Raw genomic sequence first — 23,464 nt, forward strand, 5'->3', positions numbered from 1 at the left:
TGCGGTCGTGTTTACTTGTAGGTTTCCGCTGCTTCGGAGAGCATGTCTGCCGGGAAGGTCAGGCCGATCTTCTCCGCCGCGGTGGTGTTCAGGTAGAGCTCGACCTTGGTGATGGTCTCAACCGGCATGGTCTCCGGCTTGGCCTCGCCCTTGAGCAGCTTCACTGCCATGGCCGCGGTCTGCTCGCCGAGCTTCTCGTAGTTCAGGCCGTAGGTGGCGGTCGCGCCGCGCTTGACGGACTCGCCGTCGGCGGAGATCACCGGGATCTTCTTGTCCTGTGCGGTCTGCAGCAGGCCTTCGAGTGCCGATACCACGGCGTTGTCGGTCGGGACGTAGAACGCGTCGACGTTCAGGCCCGAGGCCGCCTGCTGGACCTCGGAGGAAGCCGAGATGGCCTTCTCCTCGATGGTCAGGCCCAATTCGGCTGCGGCGTCCTTGGCCCACTGGACCTGGACGCCGGAGTTGACCTCGCCCGAGGAGTAGACGATGCCCACGGTCTTGGCGTCGGGCTTGATCTTCTTGAGCAGTTCGAGCTGTTCCTTGACCGGGTTCTTGTCCGAGGTGCCGGTGACGTTGGCGCCGGGTGCCTCGAGGCTGGAAACCAGCTTGGCTTCCATCGGGTCGGTGACCGCTGAGAAGAGCACCGGGATCTTGGTGATCGACTGGGCGGCGGCCTGGGCCGTGGGGGTGGCGATGGCCAGGACCAGGTCCATGTCCTGGTCGGAGGCGAACTTGCCCACGATCGAGGTGTTGGTGGCCTGGTCGGCCTGGGCGTTGGCGAAGTCGTACTTGACCTTGTCGTCGCCCGTGTAGCCGGCGTCCGCCATCCCCTTCTTGAAGCCAGTGACCACGGCGTCCAGCGACGGGTGGGACACGTACTGGGCGATGCCGATCGTGACCGGGCCGGCGGCTTCGGAGGAGCCGGTGGCCTCGGGGGTGGTGGATCCGCCGCATGCGGTGAGCACCAATGCGGTGGCAGCCACCCCGGCTGCGATCTGTACGGACTTGATGAATTTCATTGTGTTCCTTTCACGACGTGCGAGTGTCATTCCGGGTGCGCCACCAGGGGCGCACCAGGGGGTTTTCAGGATTAGCCCAACCTCGGCCGATCGGCAGGAAGTTCTCCTCATGAATTCCTTTGATACTACATGTGAACCTACTCACATTTCTTCCATCTGGTATGAAATGCAAGACAAACCATCGACCATTCATCTTGCCATCATGCATCTTTCATGGAAAGTCCCCGCAAATCAGACAATTGGTATCCCTGCGACTTGAGAATCAGACGGTACCGTGGACAAAGCCGTGTTTTGACACTGCGCACACCCCGCCACGGCCGGTCGACCCGGGGTTTGCGGCCCGCTTTGCGCGCCGCGGACACCGGGTCGGCGGCCGGAGGAATCGCCGGTGGCGCTGGCATAGACTTGGGTCATCATGGCCCTGACGATTTCCTACCCCGAAGCCCTGCCCGTTTCCGCCCGCCGCGACGACATCATGAAAGCCATCCAGGGCAACCAGGTGGTCATCGTCGCCGGAGAAACCGGCTCCGGCAAGACCACCCAGCTGCCCAAGATGCTCCTGGAGCTGGGCCTTGGCGAGAAGGGCATGATCGGGCACACCCAGCCCCGCCGCCTGGCCGCCCGCACCGTGGCCGAACGCATCGCCGAGGAACTGGGCACCACCATCGGCGCCGAAGTCGGCTTCCATGTCCGCTTCACCGGCGAGGTTTCCCGCTCCACCAAGGTCAAGGTCATGACCGACGGCATCCTGCTGGCCGAGATCCAGCGCGACAAGCTGCTCAAGAAGTACAACGCGATCATCATCGATGAGGCCCACGAGCGCAGCCTCAACATCGACTTCCTGCTGGGCTACCTGCGCCGGATCCTGCCCAAGCGGCCGGATTTGAAGATCGTGATCACCTCCGCCACCATCGATCCGCAGCGCTTCGCCGAGCACTTCGCCGCACCCGGGCCCCAGGGCGAAGAGCCCGTTCCGGCACCCATCATCGAGGTTTCCGGGCGCACCTTCCCCGTCGAACTGCGCTACCGCCCGCTGAACCCGGCCGACGGGATGGACGAGGACGAGCTGGACCCGGATTCCCAGGTCGAGGACCGCGACCCGCTGGACGCGATCGCCGAGGCCGTGGACGAACTGGCCAAGGAGGCCCCCGGGGACATCTTGATCTTCTTCCCCGGCGAGCGCGAGATCCGCGACGCCGCCGAGGTGCTGCGGGCCCGCGTGCAAACCAACAAGCGGCTGGCCGGCACCGAGATCCTGCCCCTGTTTGCCCGGCTCTCGCTGGCCGAACAGCACCAGGTGTTCAAGCCGGGGCGCAACCGGCGCATCGTGCTGGCCACCAACGTCGCCGAGACCTCCCTGACGGTTCCGGGCATCAAGTACGTGATCGACACCGGCACCGCCCGCATCTCGCGGTACTCCCACCGCACCAAGGTCCAGCGCCTGCCCATCGAACGGGTTTCGCAGGCCAGCGCCAACCAGCGCTCGGGCCGCTGCGGGCGCGTGAGTGACGGCATCGCCATCCGCCTGTACTCGCAGGAGGACTTCGAGACCCGCCCCGAGTTCACCGATCCGGAGATCCTGCGCACCAACCTGGCCGCGGTGATCCTGCAGATGAGCTCGATGGGCGTGGTCCGCACCGCGCGCGACGTCGCCGATTTCCCCTTCGTCCAGCCGCCGGATGCCAAGTCGATCAACGACGGCGTGGCGCTGCTGCGCGAGCTCGGCGCCCTGGACACCGGCACCGAGGCCACCATCACGAAGATCGGCAAGTCGCTGGCGCAGCTGCCGGTGGATGTGCGCCTGGGCCGGATGATCGTGGAGGCCGGGAACCGTGGATGCGCCAAGGAGGTCATGGTGCTCGCCGCGGCGCTGTCCATCCAGGATCCGCGCGAGCGCCCCAGCGAGGAAACCGGCAAGCGCGAACGCGCCGCGGAGATGCACAAGCGCTTCACCGACGCGAAGTCCGACTTCTCCTCGCTGCTGAACCTCTGGCGCTACCTGCAGGAGAAGCAGAAGGAGCTCTCCTCCTCGGCCTTCCGCCGGCTGTGCAAGAACGAATTCATCAATTACCTGCGCGTGCGCGAATGGCAGGACCTGTTCACCCAGCTGCGCCAGCTCGCCAAGCCGCTGGGCATCACCATCTCCCCCGAGCCGGTGGACGCCGCCGCAAACGAGGACGCCATCCACATCTCGCTGCTGTCCGGGCTGCTGGGCCACGTGGGCTCCTGGGACGAACGCAAGCGCGAATACGTCGGCGCCCGCGGCACCCGGTTCTCCGTGTTCCCGGGCTCGGCGCTGTCGCGCAAGAACACCGAGTGGGTCATGGCCGCCGAGCTGGTGGAGACCTCCCGGCTCTGGGCCCGCACCGTGGCGCGCCTGGACCCCAAGTGGGTCGAGGAGGTCGCCGGGGAGCTGCTCAAGCGCAGCTACTCCGAGCCGCACTGGTCCCGGAACTCCGGCGCGGTCATGGGCTACGAGAAGCTCACGCTCTTCGGGCTGACCATCGTGCCGCGCCGCCGCATCCAGTACTCGAAGGTCGACCCGGAGCTCTGCCGCGAGCTGTTCATCCGCCACGCGCTGGTGGAGGGCGACTGGAAGACCCACCACAAGTTCTTCGCCCGCAACCGCCGGGTGCTCGAGGACATCGAGGAGCTCGAGACCCGGATGCGCCGCCGCGACCTGCGCGTGTCCGACGAGGACCTCTTCGAGTTCTACGATGCCCGCCTGGGTCCCGAGGTCCTCTCCGAGCGGCACTTCGACCGCTGGTGGAAGGCCGCCCGGCACGAGGACCCGACCCTGCTGGACTTCAACCCGGAGGACATGCTGGCCGCTGACGCCACGGAGTTGGACGAGGCCGCCTACCCGCGCACCTGGCGCCACGGCACCTTGGACCTGGATTTGGTCTACGAGTACAACCCGGCGGCCCGCGCCGGGGAATCCGACGGCGTCTCGGTGCGCGTGCCGGTGCTCTTCCTGAACCAGCTGGACCCGGTGCGCTTCCGCTGGCTGATCCCGGGGCTGCGCGTGGAGCTGGTCACCGCGCTGATCAAGTCGCTGCCCAAGGCCATCCGGAAGAACTTCGTCCCGGCCCCCGACGTGGCCCGCACCGCCGTGGCAGCGCTGGAGGCCGACTTCAACCCGGAGACCGACGACCTGGCCGAATCCCTGGAGCTGGTGCTGCGCCGGCTCAAGGGCGTGGTCATCCCGCCCGGTTCCTGGAACTGGGACGCGCTGCCGCCGCACCTGCGCTTCACCTTCACCGTCATCGACGCCGAGGCGAAGATCCTGGACGAATCCCAGGATCTGGCGGTGCTGCAGCAGATCCTGGCGGCGGCCAACCGCTCGGCCCTGGCCCGCTCGCTGGGCATCAAGCCCGGCGCCGCGCTGCCCTCCACGGCCGCCTCCGGCAACTCCACGGGCCGGGCCCCGGCTGCTGCATCAAGCCAGGCAAGGGGCACGGCCGGCAACGAGAAGGGCCGCGGGCAGAAGTCCGCCTCGCGTCCCGGCGGAGCCACGGCCGTGGCCACCACGGTGTGGGAACGCACCGGGCTGACCGACTGGGACACCGGGCTCGGCCTGGCCGGGACCATCACCGAAAAGGTCGTCACCGAGGTCGCCGGGCAACAGGTCACCGCATACCCGGCACTGCTGGACACGGGCACCGACGTGCGCCTGACGGTCTTCCGCAACCCGGCCGAGCAACTGGCCGCCCACCGCACCGGGGTCATCCGGCTGCTGCTGCTCAAGGTCCCCTCGCCCTCCCGGTACGTCCTTGACCACCTGAACAACACCGAAAAGCTGGTCTTCACGCAGAACCCGCACGGCAGCGTCGAGGCCTTGATCCGCGACTGCACCATGGCCGCGGTGGACAAGCTGGTCCCGGCCGCCCTGCCCTTCACCAAGGCGGCGTTCGACGCCCTGTACGAGAAGGTGCGCGCGGAGCTGATCGACACGGTCTTCACCGTGACCGCGATCGTGGAGAAGGTGCTTTCCGGGACCCGGCGGATCAACAAGGACATCAAGTCCGCCTCCTCGCTGGCGCTGGTCAATGCGTTGAACGACGTGAAGTCCCAGCTCGAGCAGCTCGTCTACCCGGGGTTCGTGGCCAAGACCGGCTACGCGCAGCTGGCCCAGCTGCCGCGCTACATCTCCGCCATCGAAAAGCGCCTGGAAAAGCTCGGCACCGGGCACCTGGCGCGGGACAACGCCGCGACCCTGGACATCCAGTCGCTGGAGGACGAGTACGACGCGGCCCTGGGTCAGCTGGTTCCCGGTTCCCGCACCCCGGCGCAACTGGCCGCGGTGAAGTGGATGCTCGAGGAGTACCGGGTCTCGCTCTTCGCCCAGGAGCTGGGGACCGCCTACTCGGTCTCCGCCAAGCGGATCCGCACGGCCATGCGCGAGGGGCTGGCCGCGGCCAAGTAGCCGCTGGACGGCAAAGCGGTGCACGACAAAGGCTGCCCGGTTCGGCCATGTGGTCGAACCGGGCAGCCTCTTCTGCGTTGCGGGTGCCGGCCGCAGGAACCAGCCCAGGGCGCCGGTCCCCCGGACATCGGGCCGCGGCCTCAGGCCTCGGGAACCAGGTCCCCGTGGCCGTCTTCGCGCAGCGCCGCCCGCAGCTTCTGGGCGTTGGCGTCCATCGTGGCGGGATCCGGGTCGGTGTCGGCCCGTGCCAGGTCGAAGTCGGCCAGCGAGTTGGTCGGCCACACGTGCACATGCAGGTGCGGGACCTCGAACCCGGCAATCATCAGCCCCGCGCGCTCGGACCCGAATGCGCGGACCTGGGCGCGGCCGATCTTGCCCGCCACCTCGACCAGGTGCGTCATCAGTTCGGCCGGTGCCTCGGTCCACTTGTCGAGTTCCTCGCGCGGAACCACCAGGGTGTGCCCGTGCGTGATCGGCCCGATGGTCAGGAACGCCACGCAGTGCTCGTCCTTCCAGATGAAGCGCCCGGGGATCTGGCCGTCGATGATCTTGGTAAACAGCGTGCTCATGCACCCTCCATGTGGTCGTTGCCGCGCAAGGTGGCGGCGTCCAGGACAAACCTGTATTTCACGTCGGCGGCGACCATCCGGTCCCACGCCTCGTTGATGTGCTGCGCCCCGGTCAGCTCGATCTCGCACGCCACCTGGTGTTCGGCGCAGAAGTCGAGCATTTCCTGGGTCTGCGCGATCGAGCCTATCAACGACCCGGTGTAGCTCAGCCGCTTGTGGACCAGCTCCCGGGTGTCGAACCCCGGCATCGGGCCCTCGGGCAGCGACAGCTGGACCAACGCGCCGTCGCGGCGCAGCGCCTTGAGGTAGGGGCCCACCTCGTGCGGGGCAGAGACCGTGTCGATGACCAGGTCCAGGGTGTCGCGGATCCCCCGCAGCGCGGCCGCATCCAGCGTGTCGATGACCGTGTGCGCGCCCAGGGCCAGCGCCGAGTCGTGCTTGGCGTCGCCGCGGGTCAGCACGGTGACCTCGGCGCCCATCGCGACGGCCAGCTTCACGGCCATGTGCCCCAGCCCGCCCAGGCCCAGGACCCCCACGCGGCTGCCGGGCCCCACGTTGTGGTGGCGCAGCGGCGAGTAGGTGGTGATCCCGGCGCAGAGCAGCGGGGCGGCCGCGGCCGGATCCAGCGCCGCGGGGATCCGCAGCACGTAGCCGGCGTCCACCACGATGCGCGTGGAGTACCCGCCCTGGGTGTATTCGCCGGTGCGGGCGTCGTGCCCGCCGTAGGTCGCCACCGATTTGGTGCAGAACTGTTCCAGGCCCGCGCGGCATTCCTCGCATTCGCGGCAGGAGTCCACCAGGCAGCCGACCCCCACCCGGGAGCCGACGGGCAGGTCGGCGACCGCGTCGCCGACCTGCGAGACGGTGCCGACCATCTCGTGCCCGAGGACCAGCGGCAGGCGCTTGGCGCCCCATTCCCCGCGCCCGGTGTGCACGTCCGAGTGGCACAGCCCGCAGAATTCGATCTCGATGACCACGTCGCGCGGACCGGGTTCGCGGCGGTGGATCAGCATGGGCACCACCGGCCCGCCGGGCTGTGCGATGCCCAGCGCCGGCACCGCCTCCGGGGCCATGGCCGCGGCGGGCACCTTCGTGCGTTCACGCGCGTGCAGCCTGGCGGCGGTGTCAAGGGGCGGGGGTTTCGGTCGACCGATCATGCTTCGAACCTACCTCTGCCCCGGGCCCGGAGCCAGCGGCCGCGCTTCACGCCGGGATCCGGCAGCTCACGGGGTGGGTCCGGTGGCGGCGGGCCGGGCGGCATCGGAACTGTATTGCGACCACGACCCGGGGTAGAGCGCCGCGCGCACGCCGATGGTTTCCAACGCGAGGACCTGGTGCGCGGCGGTGACGCCCGAACCGCAATATGCCGCAATATCCTGCGCCCCGGCACCGGGCTGCACGCCAAGCGCCTCCAGCGCCGCGGCCAGCGGGCCCGGTGCCAGCAGGTGCCCGTCGGCCTCCAGGTTCTCGGTGGTGGGGCGGTTGAGTGCCCCCGGGATGTGCCCGGCGCGCGGGTCGATCGGCTCGAGCTCTCCCCGGTAGCGCTCCGCGGCGCGGGAATCGAGCAGGACCCCGTGGCCGGGGAACGCGGCGGCCGCATCGATGTCGATCACCGGCATGTGGCCCCAGCCCAGGCGGACGTTGCCCGGGGCCGCGGTGTTGGTTCCGGTTTCCAGCCCGTGCCCGGCGGCCTCCCACCCCTGGACTCCCCCGTCCAGCACCCGAACGTCGGCGGCACCGGCGTGGCGCAGCAGCCACCAGCCGCGGGCCGCGGCCAATCCGCCGGTTCCGTCGTAGAGCACCACGGTCGAATCCTCGTTGATGCCCCAGCGGCGGGCGGTGGCGGCAAAGTCGTGCACCTCGGGAAGCGGGTGGCGGCCGGCTTCCGGGGCGGGAGGCGCCGAGAGCTCGGTTTCCAGGTCGACGAAGAGCGCACCGGGGATGTGCCCGGCCTCGTAGTGTTCCCGGCCATGCGCGTCGCCCAGGGCCCAGCGCACATCCAGCAGCACGGTGTCGGCCCCGGAGGCCAGCAGTGCGGCCAGTTCCCCGGCTTGGATCAATGTCTTTCGTTCCTCGCCCATGTGCGGCGGTGTCCCTTCGCTTGCGGCTTCGGCCCGCGGGCCCCTCGTGTGGTCCAGCCTAGTTTCCCACCCGGTTCCCCGCCTGCCCACGCCTCCCGCCACCGGCCGCGCGTCGGGCACCGCGCCACACGGCGGTTCGGTAGGCTTGCTCGGGTGGATACAACGCCTTTGATTTCGCTGCCCCGCCCCTCCGGAACCCGTGACTGGGTCGATGCGGCGGTACGCACCATCGAGGCCGAGTCGATGCGCTCGGCCGACACCCACCTGCACAAGCTCGAGCTGCCCCGCGAGTGGGGCATCGAGATGTATCTGAAGGACGAGTCGACGCACCGCACCGGCAGCCTCAAGCACCGGCTGGCCCGCTCCCTGTTCCTCTACGGACTGGTCAACGGGTGGATCACCGAGGGCACCACGATCGTGGAGGCCTCGTCCGGGTCCACCGCGGTCTCCGAGGCGTACTACGCCAAGCTGCTGGGCCTGCCGTTCATCGCGGTGATGGCCGCGGGAACCTCCCCGGAGAAGATCGCGTTGATCGAGGCCACCGGGGGCACCTGCCACCTGGTGCAGGACCCCTCGGCCGTGTATGCGGAATCCGAGCGGCTGGCCGCGGCCACCGGAGGCCACTACATGGACCAGTTCACCTACGCCGAGCGGGCCACGGACTGGCGCGGGAACAACAACATCGCCGAGTCGATTTTTCAGCAGCTGGCCATGGAGGAGCACCCGGTGCCCTCCTGGATCGTGGTGGGCGCCGGAACCGGCGGCACCTCGGCGACCATCGGCCGCTACGCCCGCTACCACCGCCACGCCACCCGGCTGGCGGTCGCTGACCCCGAGGGCTCGGCGTTCCTGCCGGCCTGGCAGGCCGCGGTTTCCGGCGGCGATGCGAGCACGGCCACCGGCACCGCCAGCCGCATCGAGGGCATCGGCCGGGCCCGCCCGGAACCCAGCTTCGTGCCGGGGGTCATCGACTTCATGGCCACGGTGCCCGATGCCGCCTCGGTCGCCGCGATGCGCCACCTGCAGGACTTCGCGCACCTGTGCGCCGGGCCCTCCACCGGGACCAACCTCTGGCTGGCCTGGCAGGTCGTGGCGAACATGCTCGCCGCGGGCGAAACGGGGTCGGTCGTCTCGCTGCTGTGCGACAACGGGGAGCGCTACGCGACCTCCTACTACGACGCCGGCTGGCTCAAGGCCGCGGGACTGGACCCGGAACCCTACGCGGGCCGGATCGAACGCCTGCTGGAAACCGGGCGCTGGGAGTAGCCGCCCGGGGCCCCGGCCCGCCGCCTTCAGCGCTGCCCCAGCACCACCGGGGTCTCGTTGGGGATCCTGCGGTAGCCCAACCCGTGCTCCGCGGCGACCCGGCCCAGGTGCCCGTCCACCAGGGACAGGCCGCGCTCGTTGAGCAGGCCGTCGTGGATCGGGATGTTGTCCGCCGCGTTGACCATGGCCAGGAACTCGATGGTCTCCCCGATCTTCGCCCACGGGGCATGGGCCGGGACCAGCAGCGTTTCGACGGCGATCCCCTCGGGCACCTGGTAGCTGTCGCCCGGGTGGTAGAGCGTCCGGTCGATGAAGTAGCCGATGTTGGCCACGACCGGCAGCGAATGGTGGATCACCGCGTGCATCCCGCCGTGCGTGGAGATCTCCATCCCCGCGGCCTCGAAGACCTCGCCCGGCCCGAGCCCGTGGATCCGCGCCGCGGCATCGGGAACCGATGCCTGGGTGGCGGCGGCCAGCACGCTGGCGGCCAGTGCCGCCGGTCCGCGGAAAGACAGCTTCGCATCGCGCCCCATGGCCGCCACCACGGCTTCCACATCCAGGTGGTCGGCGTGCACGTGGGTGGCCAGGATGGCCTCGGCCCCCTCGAGAGCCCGCTCCAGCGGCGAGAAGGTTCCCGGGTCGATGAGAAGCGATCTGCCCCCGGAGCTGACGCGGATGCATGAATGGTTGAACTTGGTAATCTCCATGGCCCCAGCCTAGGCAGGTGGCGCGGGTGATGCATAGGGGCCCGCGCTGCGCGCCGCGGGACCCGTGGATGGCCGACCGCCCCGCGGTGCCGGGCGCGGAACCACCCGGCGCGCGGGCCCGCTGGTAAACTCAAGGTGTCCGATCGGGGCGTGCCCCGGGTGCTGTTCTTCAGCCGGCCCGAGGCGCGCAGCGTGCGGACGCAGTGCCCATCTTTCAAGGAGTGCTCCAACACATGACGAATCCTGCGACCACGCGGCGAGGAACCGAACAGCGGGTGACCAAGCAGCGCCTGGCAGTGAATGCCGCGCTGGGCCAGGTCGATGACTTCGTGACGGCACAGGAACTTCACCGATGGCTCGTCGACGAGGGCGACAAGGTCTCCCTGGCCACCGTCTACCGGCTGCTGCTCTCCATGGCGGAGGACGGCCTGGTCGACGTGCTGCGCAACAACGAGGGCGAGGCGATGTACCGCCAGTGCGTCATCGAGCACCACCACCACCACCTGGTGTGCCGGACCTGCGGCAAGGCCGTCGAGGTCGAGGCCCCCGCGGTGGAGAAGTGGGCGGCCCGGGTGGCCGAGGAGAACGGCTTCACCGAACCCACCCACACCGTGGAGATCTACGGGCTGTGCCCTGCCTGCTCGGCAAGCAAGGCCGCCGGGACCAGCTAGGTCCGCAACCCGCCGGCCCGGCGCCACCGGGGACGTCCCCCGGTGCCGTGGCGGTTCCCGCATGCCGGGAGACCCGGATCCCGCTCAGGCCTCCGGGGCGGCGAACGGCGAGGGACCGAGGATCTCGATGCCCCCGTTGCGCCGTGCGGATTCCATGACCCTGCCGAAATCGACCTCGCCGGTGCCCGGATCGCCGTCTTGCAGCGGCACGCTGGCCTCCAGGTAGAACGCCTGGCAGACCCCGGGGGTGTGCAGGCACAGCACCCGCGTTCCCTCCTCGGTCACCTTGAACGCATGCGGCATCCCCCGCGGCGCCATCACCAGGCCGCCGGCACCGATCCTCGATTCCCGGCCGTCCAGGTGCATCACGATCTCGCCGCTGAGCACGATCATCGTTTCGTCCGACTCCGGATGCGTGTGCAGAGGCGTGTCCTTGCCCTTCTCCAACCGGTCCTCAAAGAGCAGGAAGGCGCCCGCGGTCTGCGCCTCGGTGGCCTTCCAGATGTGCACCCCGCCGCCGGAGAACCAACGGCGCTCCCCCTCCCCGGGTTGGCGGATGATGGCTTGCAGTTCCTTGTTCGTGTCCACGGGACTCGCCTCGTTCACTGATGTGGCACCGGATTCGGGACCCGAATCCCACGACAAGACTGGGGTGCCGCGGCCGCGGAGTCAACACCTTTTCCCGCCCCCTGGCCGCGGTCCCGCTGCCCCGGGCACCGGATACGGCGAAGGCGTGTGCCCGGACCTCCGCAACGGGGGAACCGGGCACACGCCTTCGCCTGGCGGTTCGCCGGGCCCGCGGCCCGGCGAGGGCCTCAGGCGGCCATGGCCGCCATCTTCTCGGAGTGCCGCACCTTCTCCCGGCGCCAGGCGATGAGCCGGCACACCACGTAGATCAGGAACGAGATCGTGGTGACGTAGGGGCTGATCGGCAGCGACCCGGCCAACGCCAGCAGGATGCCGCCCACCACCGACGTCATGGCGAAGGCCACCGAGAGGCTGACGGTGAGCACGGGGTTGGAGGTCACCCGGATGGCCGCCGCGGCCGGGGTGATCAGCAGGGCCAGGACCAGCAGTGCGCCGACCACCTGGATCGACAGCGCGACGGCCAGGCCCAGGACCACCATGAACGCGACCGAAAGCCGGCCGGCGGGGACACCGCGCGCCGCCGCCACGGCGGGGTCCACGGAAATGAAGGTCAGCGGGCGCCACATGGCCACCAGCGCCACCATCACGATGAGGGAGCATACCGCCAGCACGCCCAGCTGGACGGTGTCGACGGCAACGATCTGCCCGGTGAGCAGCCCGAACTTGTTGGCGCTGCGGCCCTGGTAGAGCGCCAGGAACAGGATCCCCAGGCCCAGCCCGAAGGGCATCAGCACCCCGATGATGGAGTTGCGGTCCTTGGCCGCGGCGCCCATCAGGCCCAGCACCAGCGAGGCCAGCACCGATCCGACCAGGGATCCGACGACCACGTTTGCGCCGATGAGCAGCGCGAACGCGGCCCCGGCGAAGGAAAGCTCGGCGATGCCGTGCACCGCGAAGGCCATGTCGCGCAGCATCACGAAGATGCCGATCATCCCGCCCACCAGGCCCAGCAGGGCCCCGGCGATCAGCGAGTTGGAGACCAGCGGCAGGATCTCGGCGTAGTCTTCGAAGCTGAAGACGGTGCTCCAGATCTCGGATAGGTCCATGGTTCCTAGGCTCCTTGAAGCGGGTGCGCGCGATGCTGCGGGTCGGCGTGGGTGACGGTCTCGGGCATGCCGACGACCACGATGCGGCCGTTGGACTCGAAGACCTCGATGGGGCTGCCGTAGAGCTCCGAGAGCACCTCGGAGCGCATGACCTCCTCGGGGGTCCCGACGTGGAAGCGCCCGCCGGCCAGGTACAGCACCCGGTCCACGTATTGCAGGATCGGGTTGATTTCGTGGGTCACGAAGACCACCGCGGCGCCGTGGTCACACGCCTGCCGGTGGATCAGTGAGGAGATGGCCTGCTGGTGGTGCAAGTCCAGCGAGAGCAGCGGCTCGTCGCAGAGCAGCAGCCGCGGGTCGTCGGCCAGTGCCTGGGCCGCGCGCAGGCGCTGCTGCTCGCCCCCGGAGAGCACTCCGACGGGGCGCTCGGCGTAGGACGTGGCTCCGACCAGCTCCAGCAGCTCGTCCACGCGCTTGCGCATCTTCGCCCGGCCCAGCCGGATCCCCCACTTGTGCCCGTCGATGCCCAGGGCGACCAGGTCGCGGGCGCGCAGCGGGGTGTTGTCGTCGAAGGATCGCTGCTGCGGAATGGTGCCGACCTGCCGCGACCCGCGGGTCGCGGGCCTGCCGGCGACCTCGACGGTGCCGGAGGACAGTTCCTGCAGGCCCATCAGGGTGCGCAGCATGGTGGTCTTGCCCGACCCGTTGGGACCCAGCACGGCCAGGAACTCGCCCGGGGCGATGTCCAGGTCCAGTCCGTCCCAGAGCAGGCGGTTCCCGAAGCGCAGCGAGGCGCCGCGCAGGCGCACCACCGGTTCGGGTGCGGGTTTGGCCGGGGCGCCCGGCGCGGGGCTGGGGCTAGCGGCCAAGGGCCACCTCGAGTTGCTGCACGTTCGATTCCATCCAGGTGATGTAGTTGAGCCCATCGGGCAGGGTTTCGGTCAAATCCAGCACCGGGACCCCGGCGGCCTTGGCCAGCGCGGCCACCTTCTCGGTCTGCGGCCCGGAGGTCTGGGTGTTCAGGGCCAGCACGGCGAACTCGTGCGATTCGAGCCCCTCGGCCAGCTGCTTGAGCAGCAGCGGGGGCACGTCCTCGCCGGCTTCCATCGCGGCGCTGACGCCGGCGGGGGTTCCGTCCACCATCCCGGCCTCGCTGAGCAGGTAGAAGCCCAGCGGTTCGGTCATGGCGAACTTCTTGCCCTCGGCGGTGGCCCGCAACGCGTCGATGCGCCCGGCCAGCGCGTCGATGCGCTTCACGAAGGCGCCGGCCGCGGCGGTGAACTCCGCGGACTTGGCGGGAAGGAGCTTGGAGTACTCGGCGGCCAGGCCGCGGGCCAGCGCGCCGACGGTGTGCACGTCGTACCAGACATGCTCGTTGCCCTCCGCGTGGTCGTGCCCGGCATGGTCCTGCGCGGCGGATCCGGCCGCGCCAGCGGCCTCCCCGTGCCCGGCCTGGAAGTCCACTGCGTGGATCATCGCGCCGCCGGGAAGCGACAGGCCCTGGGCCAGCGCGTCCATGAACGGGTCGTATCCCCCGCCGTTGGCGATGACGATGTCTGCCTTGGACACCGCAAGCTTGTCGCGGGCGGTGGCCTCGTAGGAGTGCGGGTCCTGGGAGGTCTTGTCCACCAGGGCAACCACATGCACGTCAGACCCGCCGACCGCGCGGGCCACGTCGGCATACACCGAGGTCGAGGCGACCACCTCAAGCACCGCCTCGCCGCCGGGTTGCGCGCCTTGGCCCGCCGGCGCGGAGGCGCAGGCGGAAAGCAGCAGGAGGCAGGCTGCGGCGGCGAGGGCGCGAAGTGGTGTGTTCATGCGGTGGGTACGGGACCTTTCGGGGAAAACCAGCAGACCCAGACTATCTCAATTGCGAGTCATTCGCATTATTGGGCGCTGCGGTTTTCCCGGCGGATGCCGCGCTTCTGGTTCTGGTCGTCGATTTCCCCGACCAGTTGCTCCAGCACGTCCTCGAGGAACAGGATCCCCAGGGTGGCGCCGGTTCCGTCGACGACGCGGGCCAGGTGCTTGCCGTCGGCACGCATCTGCTCCATCGCATCCTCGATCTCCGCGTCGCCGGCCACCACGCCCATGGGGCGCAACTCGATGTCGGTGACCGGTTCGCGGTACCGCTCGTCGGGCAGCGCCATGACGTCCTTCATGTGCCAGTAGCCCACGAATTCCCCGTCCCGGGAGATGACGATGCGCGAGAAGCCGGTCCGGCCCACGGTGCGCTCGAACTCCTGCACCGTGGTCCCCTGCTCCAGGGCGACGACCTGGTCGCGGCCGACCATGGTGCCGGCGGCGGTGAGGTCGGAGAACTCCAGCGCCTTGCGCAGCATGATCGCGTCGTCGGCCTCCAGCGTGCCGTAGCGCGCCGAGGAGGCGATGATCGAGGCCACCTCGGCGGCGGTGAACGCGGAGTTCACCTCGTTCTTGGGTTCGATGCCCATCAGGTGCAGGAAGCGGTTGGCGATCCAGTTCAGCGAGACCACGATCGGGTGCACGCCCACCGAAAGCCACAACAGCGGCCCGGCCAGCAGCAGCACCGCCTTGTCGGCCATCGACACCGAGATGTTCTTCGGCACCATCTCGCCGAAGGTCACGTGCAGGAAGGTGACGATCAACAGGGCCAGCAGGAAGGCGATGGACCCGGCCAGCGCCTCGGTCAGGCCCAGGAACTGCAGCGGCACCACGAAGAGGTGGTGGATGGCCGGTTCGGCGACGTTCAGGATCAGCAGCGAGCACACGGTGATGCCCAGCTGGCACACCGCGAGCATGATGGAGACCTGCTCCATGGCCTTCAGGGCACGGATCGCACGCTTGTCCCCGGCGTCGGCCAGCGGTTCGATCTGGGAGCGGCGGGCGGACATCACGGCGAATTCCGCCGCGACGAAGAACGCGTTGCCCAGCAACAGCAGGACCAACCAGAGCAAGCCGGAAAAGTCGCTCATGCCCGTCCCCCCACTGCTTCGTCGGGGCTGGGGGCCGAGGCAGCGCTCGAGGCGCTGGCCGACCTGGAATCCTTGGAAGGCCGCGGCGGGCGCGGCACGAAGTGCAGTTCCGCGACGCGGCGCTTGTCCAGCGCGGTGACGGTGAAGGCGCCGCCCTCGGTGTCGACCTCGTCGCCGAGGAACGGGATCCGGCCCAGTTCGGCCATGACGAACCCGCCCACGGTTTCGTAGGCGGCGTCGTCGGGGATCTCGACCTCGCCGATGAGCTCGTTGAGCTGGTCCGGGCGGAACATGCCCGGGATCATCCAGGAGCCGTCGGGCAGGTGGCGCAGTTCGGGGCCCGCGGAGTCGTGCTCGTCGGCGACTTCGCCGACGATTTCCTCTATAAGGTCTTCCAAGGTGACCATTCCGGCGGTTCCGCCATATTCGTCAAGCACGATCGCCATTTGCAGGTTTGCGCCGCGCAGCTGCACCAGCAGCGTGTCCAGGTGCACGGTTTCCGGGACGAAGATCACCGGGGTCTTGTTTTCGCCGACCTCCTTGCCGGCGCGCTTGTCGCGCGGGATGGCAATGATGGTCTTGACGTGGCACACGCCCTTGATCTCGTCCGAGGAGCCGTCGGTGACCGGGAAGCGGGAGTACCCGGTCTGCTTCGCCAGCTCGATGACCTCCTGGACGTGGGCGGTGTGCTCGATGGTCTGCATCCGGGTGCGCGGGGTCATCACGTCGGCGGCCGAGCGTTCGGAGAAGCGCACGGTGCGGTCAACGAAGAGCGCCGCATCCTTGTCCAGGGTGCCCATTTCCGCGCTGCGGCGCACCAGCGAGACCAGCTCGGCCGGGGAGCGCGCACCGGAGATCTCCTCCTTGACCTCGAGCCCGAACAGGTGCAGGACCTTGTTGGAGAAGCCGTTGAGCAGCACGATGGCCGGCTTGAAGACGGCGGTAAAGATCAACTGCGGCCGGGCGAGCGCGCGGCCGATGTCGAAGGCCTTGGCGATGGCCAGGTTCTTCGGGACCAGTTCTCCGATGACCATCGACAGCAGCGTGGCCAGCAGCATCGCCACGACCAGGGACACCGGCACCGCGGAGTCCCCGAGCCCGAGGGCCAGCAGCGGGCCCTGGAGCAGCTTGCCCACCGAGGGTTCGATGACATAGCCGGTCAGCAGCGTCGTCAGGGTGATGCCCAGCTGGCAGGAGGAAAGCTGGGTGGAGAGCGACTTGAGGCAGTGCAGCAAGGCAATGGCCTTGGTGTCCCCCGCATCCACCGCTTCCTGCACGTTGGCCTGGTCGAGGGCGACGAGGGAAAATTCGACGGCGACGAAGAAGCCAGTGCCCAGGATCAGCAGCAGGCCAAGGGCCAGCAGCAACCATTCCATCTAGTGTTTCACCGCCCCGCGGGCGGAGGGGAATCGGGGGGCGGAAACGCCGCGGCCCGGAAATCTAGGGTGTGTGCGTCGGCAACAAGAAGGCTCCGATGGGGAGACCGAACTGGGCGAGCAATGACATGTGTGGCCGGCACCGCGTGATTTCACGACTGGCCGGCACAGAGAGTGGCTGTCCATAACAATGTCAGTGTATCCGAACCGCGACTTGAGCACATGCGAGGTGCCCCGGGTCGGGCACCCCCCTCGCGCAGTCCCCCGGCGCTCCGAATCGGGCACCGCGGGCGTCGGGTGTGAGCCCGGTCGCGTGAATCGCCGTTCGGCGCGCCACGCATGTGATAACCGGCTCATTGGTTTCCACCCGGCGCGGATTAGTCACTAGACTACTTAGCAGGTCTAGAACTATGCCCTCGGGATGGGTTTCCGCTCGAAGGCGCTTGGACAAACGGAAATACAGGGAGAAGAGGCGTAATACCGTGCCAGATCAATCGCACCACCGACTCACCGAAGAGTTCGGCGGGAACGAATGGCTAGTCGATGAGCTGTACCAACAGTTCCTCAAGGACAAGAACTCGGTAGACAAGAAATGGTGGGACATCTTCGCGTCCCTCAATTCGGATCAGGCCGCCGCACCCCCGGCAGCGGAGGCACCGGTCGCGGCGACCCCGGCACCGGCTGCCCCTCCGGCCGCACCGCGCGCCGCAACACAGGCCCGCGTCGTTGACGTCTCGGGCAACACCCCGGCGTCCTCGTCCGAGTCCTCGACGGCCACTCCCGCAACCGCTTCGATCCCGCGTGTCCCGGCCGACCCGACCCCGGCCACCAAGGCGCAGCCGATCCCGGCGCAGCTGCCCAAGGCCGCCTCAAGCTCGGCTTTGGGCGAAGAGAAGCGCACCCAGCTGCGCGGCCCGGCCAAGGCCATCGCCACCAACATGGAACAGTCCCTGACCGTTCCGACGGCCACCACGGTCCGTGCAGTCCCGGCCAAGGCCCTGATCGACAACCGCGTGGTCATCAACAACCACCTCAAGCGCGCCCGTGGCGGCAAGATCTCCTTCACGCACATCATCGGCTTCGCCGTGATCCGTGCCCTGAAGCTCTTCCCCTCGCAGAACGTCACCTACGCCGAGATCGACGGCAAGCCGATGGCGATCCAGCCGGCCCACGTGAACTTCGGCATCGCCATCGACATGCCCAAGCCCGATGGCTCGCGCATGCTCGCGGTTCCCAACATCAAGGCCGCCGAAACCCTGTCCTTCTCCGAATTCTGGGACACCTACGAGGGCCTGATCAAGCGCGCACGCGCCAACAAGCTCACCGCCGACGACTACGCCGGCACCACCGTCTCGCTGACCAACCCCGGCGGCATCGGCACCGTGCACTCGGTCCCGCGCCTCTCCAAGGGCCAGGCCACCATCGTGGGCGTCGGCGCCCTCGAGTACCCGGCCGCCTTCCGCGGCGCCGCCGAGTCCACCGTTGCCTTGCAGGGCGTGGGCAAGGTCATCACCCTGACCTCCACGTACGACCACCGCGTCATCCAGGGCGCCGGCTCCGGCGAGTTCCTCAAGCTCGTCGAGTCGCTGCTGCTGGGCGAGCAGGGCTTCTACGACGAGATCTTCGAAGCGCTGCGCATCCCCTACGAGCCGGTCCGCTGGGCCGTCGACAACCAGGTCGACGTCGAGCTTCAGGTCAACAAGATCGCCCGCATCCAGCAGCTGATCCACTCCTACCGCGTGCGCGGCCACCTGATGGCCGACACCAACCCGCTCGAATACGTGCAGCGCCGCCACCCGGACCTGGACATCCAGACCTACGGCCTGACGCTGTGGGACCTGGACCGCGAATGGGTCACCGGCGGCTTCGGCGGGGCAGACCGCCTGCTGCTGCGCGACATCCTCGGGGTGCTGCGCGACGCCTACTGCCGCACCATCGGCATCGAGTACATGCACATCCAGGATCCGGTGGAACGCAAGTGGTTCCAGGACGAGCTGGAGCACCCGTACACCAAGCCGACCCGCGAAGAGCAGCTGCGCATCCTGGCCAAGCTGAACTCCGCGGAGGCCTTCGAGACCTTCCTGCAGACCAAGTTCGTCGGCCAGAAGCGTTTCTCCCTGGAGGGCGGCGAATCCCTGATTCCGCTGCTCGACGGGATCCTGTCCGACGCCGCGGACGCCGGCATGGACGAGGTCGCCATCGGCATGGCGCACCGCGGCCGCCTCAACGTGCTTACCAACATCGCCGGCAAGACCTACGCACAGGTCTTCCGCGAATTCGAGGGCACCGCGACCCCCGGCTCGGTCCAGGGCTCGGGCGACGTGAAGTACCACTTGGGCACCGAGGGTTCCTTCACCTCGGACCAGGGCAACCAGACCAAGGTCTACCTGGCCGCCAACCCCTCGCACCTCGAAGCCGTGAACCCGGTGCTCGAGGGCATCGTGCGCGCCAAGCAGGACCGCGCCGGATCCAAGGACTTCAACGTCCTGCCGATCCTGGTGCACGGCGACGCGGCCTTCGCGGGCCAGGGCGTGGTCGGCGAGACCCTCACGCTCTCCCAGCTCGAGGGCTACAAGACCGGCGGCACGATCCACGTGATCGTGAACAACCAGGTCGGCTTCACCACCGCACCGACCGACTCGCGCTCCTCGGTGTACGCCACCGACGTGGCCAAGCAGGTCCAGGCACCGGTGTTCCACGTCAACGGCGACGAGCCGGAGTCCGTGGTCCACGTGGCGCAGCTGGCCTTCGCCTACCGCCAGCGCTTCAACAAGGACGTCGTCATCGACATGGTGTGCTACCGCCGCCGTGGCCACAACGAGGGCGACGACCCGTCGATGACCCAGCCGATGATGTACAACCTCATCGAGGCCAAGCGCTCGACCCGCAAGCTGTACACCGAGGCCCTCGTCGGCCGCGGCGACATCACCCAGGACGAGGCCGACCAGGCCCTGCGCGACTACCAGCAGCGCCTGGAGCGCGTCTTCGCCGAGACCCACGCGGCGCAGACCTCCCCGATCCCGGTCATCACCCCGGGCACCTCGGCCATCCACGACCTGGAGCTGCCCACGGCCCAGCGCGAGGACGAGGCAGCCTCGATCGACGCCAAGGACACGGCCATCACCGCCGAGACCCTGGCGCACATCGGTGCCGCGCACCTGGCCATCCCGGAGGACTTCACCGTCCACCCGAAGCTCAAGGTGCTCCTGGAGCGCCGCGAGAAGATGAGCCGCGAGGGCGGGATCGACTGGGGCATGGCGGAAATCGCCGCCTTCGGCACCCTGTCCATGGAAGGCGTGCCAGTCCGCCTGGCGGGCCAGGACTCGCGACGCGGCACCTTCGTGCAGCGCCACGCGGTCTTCCACGACCGCCTCAACGGCGACGAGTGGTACCCGCTGCTGAACCTGGCCGAAGACCAGGCCAAGCTGTGGATCTACGACTCGCTGCTTTCCGAATACGCGGCCCTGGGCTTCGAATACGGCTACTCGGTCGAGCGCCCGGACGCCCTGGTGCTCTGGGAGGCCCAGTTCGGCGACTTCGTCAACGGCGCCCAGACCGTCATCGACGAGTTCATCTCCTCCGCCGAGCAGAAGTGGGGCCAGCGCTCCAGCTTGGTCATGATGCTTCCGCACGGCTACGAGGGACAGGGCCCGGACCACTCCTCGGCCCGCATCGAGCGCTTCTTGCAGATGTGCGCGGAAAACAACATGGTCGTGGCCCAGCCCTCCACCGGTGCCAACCACTTCCACCTGTTGCGCCGCCAGGCCTACGCCCGTCCGCGCAAGCCGCTGGTCATCTTCACCCCGAAGCAGCTGCTGCGCCTGAAGGCCGCCGCCTCGTCTGTGGAGGACTTCACCACCGGCACCTTCCAGGAAGTGATTCCGGACACCGCAAGCCTGAACCCGGCCGACGTGGACCGCGTGCTCCTGGTTTCCGGGCGCCTGTACTACGACCTGGATGCGGCCCGCACCAAGGCCAACGACACCAAGACCGCAATCGTGCGCGTCGAGCAGCTCTACCCGCTGCCCGCCGAGGCGATCGCGGCCGAGGTGGCCAAGTACCCGAACGCCGAGGTCGTCTGGGCGCAGGACGAGCCCGCCAACCAGGGTCCGTGGCCGTTTGTCGGCCTGAACCTGCCGGCCGAGCTGGGCAAGGCCGTGCGCCTGGTCTCGCGCAAGGCCTCGGCGGCGACCTCCACCGGCACGCACAAGCGCCACGAGGTCCAGCAGGCGCGCCTGATCACCGAGGCGTTCACCCGCTAGGGTCGGCGCCGGGCGGTCCGCATCCAAAAGGGTGATGTGACCGCGGAAATTGCCCTCGGGGCGGGACATCGACGGTGTCCCGCCCCGAGGTCGCTTAACCGACTGCTAATGTTGGTGCGTACGCGCCCTGAGAAAGGTCTTTCGTGGAATACCGCACTATTCGACTTACCGCCATCGGCGACGAGCTCCTGGCCGGTCACGGGGATCCGCGGGCACTGGGCTGGTATGGACGGGTGCTGGCACGCACCTCCAACACCGAGGTCCGCATCGAGAGCTACACGCTGGCCGCGCCCGGGGAGGGCACCGAGGCCCTGAGCACCCGCTGGTTCGACGAGGCTTCCCGCCGCTTCGGCGAGAACGTCGACAACCGCCTGGTCATCGCGCTCTCGGACCGCGACCTGGACCTGGGGCTGTCCACGGCCCGTTCCCGGCTGAACCTGGCCAATATCCTGGACTCCGCCTCGCAAATGAGCATCAAGGCCCTGGTCGTGGGCCCGGCCCCCGGGCTCGACCCGGAACGCAACGCGCGCCTGGCCGAGCTCTCCCACGTCTATGCCGACGTGGCCACGCGCCGCAAGCACCACTACGTGGACACCTTCACCCCGCTGCAGAACCACGCGCAGTGGCGCAACGACCTCTCGGTCAACGGCGGGCTGCCCGGGCAGGCCGGCTACGGGCTGATGGCCTGGCTGGTGCTGCACCGCGGCTGGTACTCCTGGCTGGGGTTGCCCGAGCCAGGGGCCGGCTGACACATTTTTCTCGCGGCGTACTTGTATTCTTGGGTCCGGCCGGGTGTCTATGACAGACTGGGGAAAGTCCAACTTGGGACCAGGAATTGCAAAGGAGTCCTCACATGAGCAAACGTGCACGTAAGCGTAAGGATCGCAAGCGCGGCGGAGCCAACCACGGCAAGCGCCCCAACACCTAGGCCGGACGCGGCGGCGTTGCAGCGGGCACAGACCGCAGGAACGCCGCACCCGGAAAGACCAGAGGGCCGGAGCCCGTTGATCGTCAGTTGACGGTGAAACGGACTCCGGCCCTCTTGCGTGCCCCGTGCCTGGTGGCGGGCGTTCCTGCGTGGCCCCGGCGTTTCTAGGCGTGGCCCGATTCGACCCGGATCTCGGAAATCCGCGTGATGATCTTCGACTTCAGCGTGTCCGGCGCGATCTCCTGGCAGCTGCGTCGCACGACGGAGCGGATGATGCACTCCAGGTCGTATTCCTCGGTGCATTCGGCACAGTGCTCCAGGTGGGCCTTGACCTCCGAGAGGTCCTGCAGCGACAACGCTCCGTCAAGGTACTCGTACAGACGCACGATGCGCTTGTCGTCGCAGTCTCCCAATGACTGGCAGTCCCCCATTATTTCTTCTCCGCTCCGGGCGTGGGTGCCCCTTGAGTCCTTTTTGCCGCACCGATCCCGCGCTCATGCGCATAGTCGGCGAGCAATTCTCGCAATTGTTTTCGTCCCCGGTGCAACCTCGACATCACCGTGCCGATCGGCACACCGAGGATCTCCGCGGCATCCTTGTAGGGGAAACCCTCGACGTCCACGAAGTACACCGCCAACCGAAATTCCTCGGCAATGGACTGCAGCGCGTTTTTCACGTCCGAGTCCGGAAGGTGGTCCAAGGCCTCGACCTCGGCCGAACGCAGCCCCGCGGGCGTGTGCTCGGCGGCCTTGGCCATCTGCCAATCCTCTACGGTGTCCGTCCCGGTGCGCAGCGGCTCGCGCTGGCGCTTGCGGTAGAGGTTGATGTAGGTGTTGGTCAGGATCCGGTACAGCCAGGCCTTCAGGTTGGTCCCGGGCTTGTACTGGTGGAAGGCCGAATACGCCTTGGTGTAGGCCTCCTGGACCAGGTCCTCGGCATCCGCGGGGTTGCGCGCCATGCGCATGGCCGCGGAATAGAGCTGGTCGACATATTGCAGTGCGTCGCGCTCGAAGCGCTCGCGGCGTTGTGCTTCGGTCTCATCGGCTACCGGTACAGTGTCGGTGCCCTGTATATTCTCGGTCATCACGGCCAAGTCTACGCGTAGCCGCGATGCACTCGGGGCCGGAGCTTCGAGCTGCAGTACTCCCATATGTCCTCCGCCTCTTGCCTAGGAATTCTTGTACGATGCAGGCGCAACCGACCACGCCAGCGGTTCTTGCCCGTTGCGCGGTTCACGCCTTACAGGGGGTAACACGCAAGCCCGCGACTCTATTCCACGCCCGGGCCCCGCCTGCGGCTAGAATTGGGGCCACGAGGGCACGCCGATCGCCGGCCCACGGCCCCAGCGGCAACGGTGCCAGGTGTTGCCCCTTCGCAGGTGGTTTTGCGCAGCCGGCGCGAATCCACCGCCGGCGGCAACGGCGCCGCCACCGCCCATGACCCCCATTCCCGACCCACATCCCCCGCCGCGGGCCAACTCCCGCGGCACACCCGAGACCCGGAGGCAGCCG

The 23,464-nt window shown here is 68.5% G+C and carries 19 protein-coding genes; 6 read left to right on the top strand and 13 right to left on the bottom strand.

Annotated elements, in window-relative coordinates; genetic code table 11:
* Nucleotides 1–11: 11 nt before the first annotated feature.
* Entirely contained in the window at nt 12–1,019 is a 1,008-nt protein-coding gene (locus FPY90_RS06530; RefSeq protein WP_498684597.1) for an ABC transporter substrate-binding protein, read from the bottom strand.
* A 415-nt stretch (nt 1,020–1,434) separates the two neighbouring features.
* Here FPY90_RS06530 and hrpA point away from each other — a divergent pair, with 415 nt between their 5' ends.
* On the top strand, nt 1,435–5,445 hold the full coding sequence (hrpA, locus tag FPY90_RS06535; RefSeq protein ID WP_498684598.1) for an ATP-dependent RNA helicase HrpA: 4,011 nt from the start codon (nt 1,435–1,437) through the stop codon (nt 5,443–5,445).
* 140 nt (nt 5,446–5,585) lie between these two features.
* Here the strand turns inward: hrpA and FPY90_RS06540 are convergent, their stop codons facing one another.
* From FPY90_RS06540 to FPY90_RS06550, 3 genes are all read right to left on the bottom strand, one after another.
* Nucleotides 5,586–6,014: an HIT family protein gene (locus FPY90_RS06540; RefSeq protein ID WP_071213134.1), complete on the bottom strand. Its 429-nt coding sequence runs from the start codon at nt 6,012–6,014 to the stop codon at nt 5,586–5,588.
* Nucleotides 6,011–7,171 (bottom strand): NAD(P)-dependent alcohol dehydrogenase, encoded by a 1,161-nt coding sequence (locus FPY90_RS06545; protein ID WP_498684600.1) that lies wholly within the window; start codon nt 7,169–7,171, stop codon nt 6,011–6,013. Before FPY90_RS06545 ends, FPY90_RS06540 begins: the two co-directional genes overlap by 4 nt.
* 66 nt (nt 7,172–7,237) lie before the next feature.
* The gene (locus FPY90_RS06550; RefSeq protein ID WP_083410955.1) at nt 7,238–8,095 is read right to left on the bottom strand and encodes a sulfurtransferase; all 858 of its coding nucleotides are present in this window, start codon (nt 8,093–8,095) and stop codon (nt 7,238–7,240) included.
* A 243-nt stretch (nt 8,096–8,338) separates the two neighbouring features.
* Between FPY90_RS06550 and FPY90_RS06555 the strand changes: the two genes are divergently transcribed.
* Entirely contained in the window at nt 8,339–9,361 is a 1,023-nt protein-coding gene (locus FPY90_RS06555; protein WP_498685525.1) for a PLP-dependent cysteine synthase family protein, read from the top strand.
* A gap of 26 nt (nt 9,362–9,387) precedes the next feature.
* Here FPY90_RS06555 and FPY90_RS06560 read toward each other — a convergent pair whose 3' ends face one another.
* Nucleotides 9,388–10,068, bottom strand: a complete 681-nt coding sequence (locus tag FPY90_RS06560; RefSeq protein WP_498684602.1) for an MBL fold metallo-hydrolase — start codon at nt 10,066–10,068, stop codon at nt 9,388–9,390.
* A 233-nt stretch (nt 10,069–10,301) separates the two neighbouring features.
* On the opposite strand from FPY90_RS06560, the gene FPY90_RS06565 reads away from it, so the two are divergent.
* Nucleotides 10,302–10,739, top strand: a complete 438-nt coding sequence (locus FPY90_RS06565) for a Fur family transcriptional regulator (RefSeq protein WP_071213131.1) — start codon at nt 10,302–10,304, stop codon at nt 10,737–10,739.
* A gap of 84 nt (nt 10,740–10,823) precedes the next feature.
* Here the strand turns inward: FPY90_RS06565 and FPY90_RS06570 are convergent, their stop codons facing one another.
* From FPY90_RS06570 to FPY90_RS06595, 6 genes are all read right to left on the bottom strand, one after another.
* Nucleotides 10,824–11,327 (bottom strand): cupin domain-containing protein, encoded by a 504-nt coding sequence (locus FPY90_RS06570; protein WP_498684604.1) that lies wholly within the window; start codon nt 11,325–11,327, stop codon nt 10,824–10,826.
* 227 nt (nt 11,328–11,554) lie between these two features.
* Nucleotides 11,555–12,433 carry a metal ABC transporter permease gene (locus tag FPY90_RS06575; protein WP_071213129.1) on the bottom strand — a complete coding sequence of 293 codons (879 nt, stop codon included), beginning with the start codon at nt 12,431–12,433 and terminating at the stop codon, nt 11,555–11,557.
* A 5-nt stretch (nt 12,434–12,438) separates the two neighbouring features.
* On the bottom strand, nt 12,439–13,302 hold the full coding sequence (locus tag FPY90_RS06580) for a metal ABC transporter ATP-binding protein (protein WP_307582853.1): 864 nt from the start codon (nt 13,300–13,302) through the stop codon (nt 12,439–12,441).
* A complete protein-coding gene (locus FPY90_RS06585; protein ID WP_498684606.1) occupies nt 13,292–14,251 on the bottom strand; it encodes a metal ABC transporter solute-binding protein, Zn/Mn family in 960 nt (319 codons plus the stop codon). Before FPY90_RS06585 ends, FPY90_RS06580 begins: the two co-directional genes overlap by 11 nt.
* Before the next feature lie 68 nt (nt 14,252–14,319).
* Nucleotides 14,320–15,387: a hemolysin family protein gene (locus FPY90_RS06590; protein ID WP_071213126.1), complete on the bottom strand. Its 1,068-nt coding sequence runs from the start codon at nt 15,385–15,387 to the stop codon at nt 14,320–14,322.
* Nucleotides 15,384–16,763 carry a hemolysin family protein gene (locus FPY90_RS06595; RefSeq protein ID WP_071213125.1) on the bottom strand — a complete coding sequence of 460 codons (1,380 nt, stop codon included), beginning with the start codon at nt 16,761–16,763 and terminating at the stop codon, nt 15,384–15,386. Before FPY90_RS06595 ends, FPY90_RS06590 begins: the two co-directional genes overlap by 4 nt.
* A gap of 482 nt (nt 16,764–17,245) precedes the next feature.
* Between FPY90_RS06595 and FPY90_RS06600 the strand changes: the two genes are divergently transcribed.
* The 3 genes from FPY90_RS06600 (at nt 17,246) to FPY90_RS06610 (ending at nt 21,953) form a co-directional block, all read left to right on the top strand.
* Nucleotides 17,246–21,025 (top strand): multifunctional oxoglutarate decarboxylase/oxoglutarate dehydrogenase thiamine pyrophosphate-binding subunit/dihydrolipoyllysine-residue succinyltransferase subunit, encoded by a 3,780-nt coding sequence (locus tag FPY90_RS06600; RefSeq protein ID WP_498684608.1) that lies wholly within the window; start codon nt 17,246–17,248, stop codon nt 21,023–21,025.
* Nucleotides 21,026–21,168: 143 nt separating this feature from the next.
* Entirely contained in the window at nt 21,169–21,774 is a 606-nt protein-coding gene (locus FPY90_RS06605) for a GDSL-type esterase/lipase family protein (protein ID WP_071213123.1), read from the top strand.
* A 104-nt stretch (nt 21,775–21,878) separates the two neighbouring features.
* The gene (locus FPY90_RS06610; RefSeq protein ID WP_370664980.1) at nt 21,879–21,953 is read left to right on the top strand and encodes a 50S ribosomal protein bL37; all 75 of its coding nucleotides are present in this window, start codon (nt 21,879–21,881) and stop codon (nt 21,951–21,953) included.
* 164 nt (nt 21,954–22,117) lie between these two features.
* Here the strand turns inward: FPY90_RS06610 and rsrA are convergent, their stop codons facing one another.
* Nucleotides 22,118–22,384, bottom strand: a complete 267-nt coding sequence (gene rsrA / locus FPY90_RS06615) for a mycothiol system anti-sigma-R factor (RefSeq protein ID WP_071213122.1) — start codon at nt 22,382–22,384, stop codon at nt 22,118–22,120.
* The gene (locus FPY90_RS06620; protein ID WP_498684612.1) at nt 22,384–23,037 is read right to left on the bottom strand and encodes a sigma-70 family RNA polymerase sigma factor; all 654 of its coding nucleotides are present in this window, start codon (nt 23,035–23,037) and stop codon (nt 22,384–22,386) included. Before FPY90_RS06620 ends, rsrA begins: the two co-directional genes overlap by 1 nt.
* Between the last annotated feature and the right edge of the window lie 427 nt (nt 23,038–23,464).

The sequence above is a fragment of the Arthrobacter sp. C2 genome (genome assembly GCA_024207135.1).
Lineage (GTDB): Bacteria > Actinomycetota > Actinomycetes > Actinomycetales > Micrococcaceae > Paeniglutamicibacter.

Bases quoted from the DNA above. Each gene is read 5' to 3' on its own strand.
- FPY90_RS06530 (WP_498684597.1), bottom strand. From the start codon at position 1,019: ATGAAATTCATCAAGTCCGTACAGATCGCAGCCGGGGTGGCTGCCACC.
- FPY90_RS06590 (WP_071213126.1), bottom strand. From the start codon at position 15,387: ATGAGCGACTTTTCCGGCTTGCTCTGGTTGGTCCTGCTGTTGCTGGGC.
- FPY90_RS06560 (WP_498684602.1), bottom strand. From the start codon at position 10,068: ATGGAGATTACCAAGTTCAACCATTCATGCATCCGCGTCAGCTCCGGG.
- FPY90_RS06595 (WP_071213125.1), bottom strand. From the start codon at position 16,763: ATGGAATGGTTGCTGCTGGCCCTTGGCCTGCTGCTGATCCTGGGCACT.
- FPY90_RS06620 (WP_498684612.1), bottom strand. From the start codon at position 23,037: ATGACCGAGAATATACAGGGCACCGACACTGTACCGGTAGCCGATGAG.
- rsrA (WP_071213122.1), bottom strand. From the start codon at position 22,384: ATGGGGGACTGCCAGTCATTGGGAGACTGCGACGACAAGCGCATCGTG.
- FPY90_RS06575 (WP_071213129.1), bottom strand. From the start codon at position 12,433: ATGGACCTATCCGAGATCTGGAGCACCGTCTTCAGCTTCGAAGACTAC.
- FPY90_RS06585 (WP_498684606.1), bottom strand. From the start codon at position 14,251: ATGAACACACCACTTCGCGCCCTCGCCGCCGCAGCCTGCCTCCTGCTG.
- FPY90_RS06540 (WP_071213134.1), bottom strand. From the start codon at position 6,014: ATGAGCACGCTGTTTACCAAGATCATCGACGGCCAGATCCCCGGGCGC.
- FPY90_RS06555 (WP_498685525.1), top strand. From the start codon at position 8,339: ATGCGCTCGGCCGACACCCACCTGCACAAGCTCGAGCTGCCCCGCGAG.
- FPY90_RS06545 (WP_498684600.1), bottom strand. From the start codon at position 7,171: ATGATCGGTCGACCGAAACCCCCGCCCCTTGACACCGCCGCCAGGCTG.
- FPY90_RS06550 (WP_083410955.1), bottom strand. From the start codon at position 8,095: ATGGGCGAGGAACGAAAGACATTGATCCAAGCCGGGGAACTGGCCGCA.
- FPY90_RS06565 (WP_071213131.1), top strand. From the start codon at position 10,302: ATGACGAATCCTGCGACCACGCGGCGAGGAACCGAACAGCGGGTGACC.
- hrpA (WP_498684598.1), top strand. From the start codon at position 1,435: ATGGCCCTGACGATTTCCTACCCCGAAGCCCTGCCCGTTTCCGCCCGC.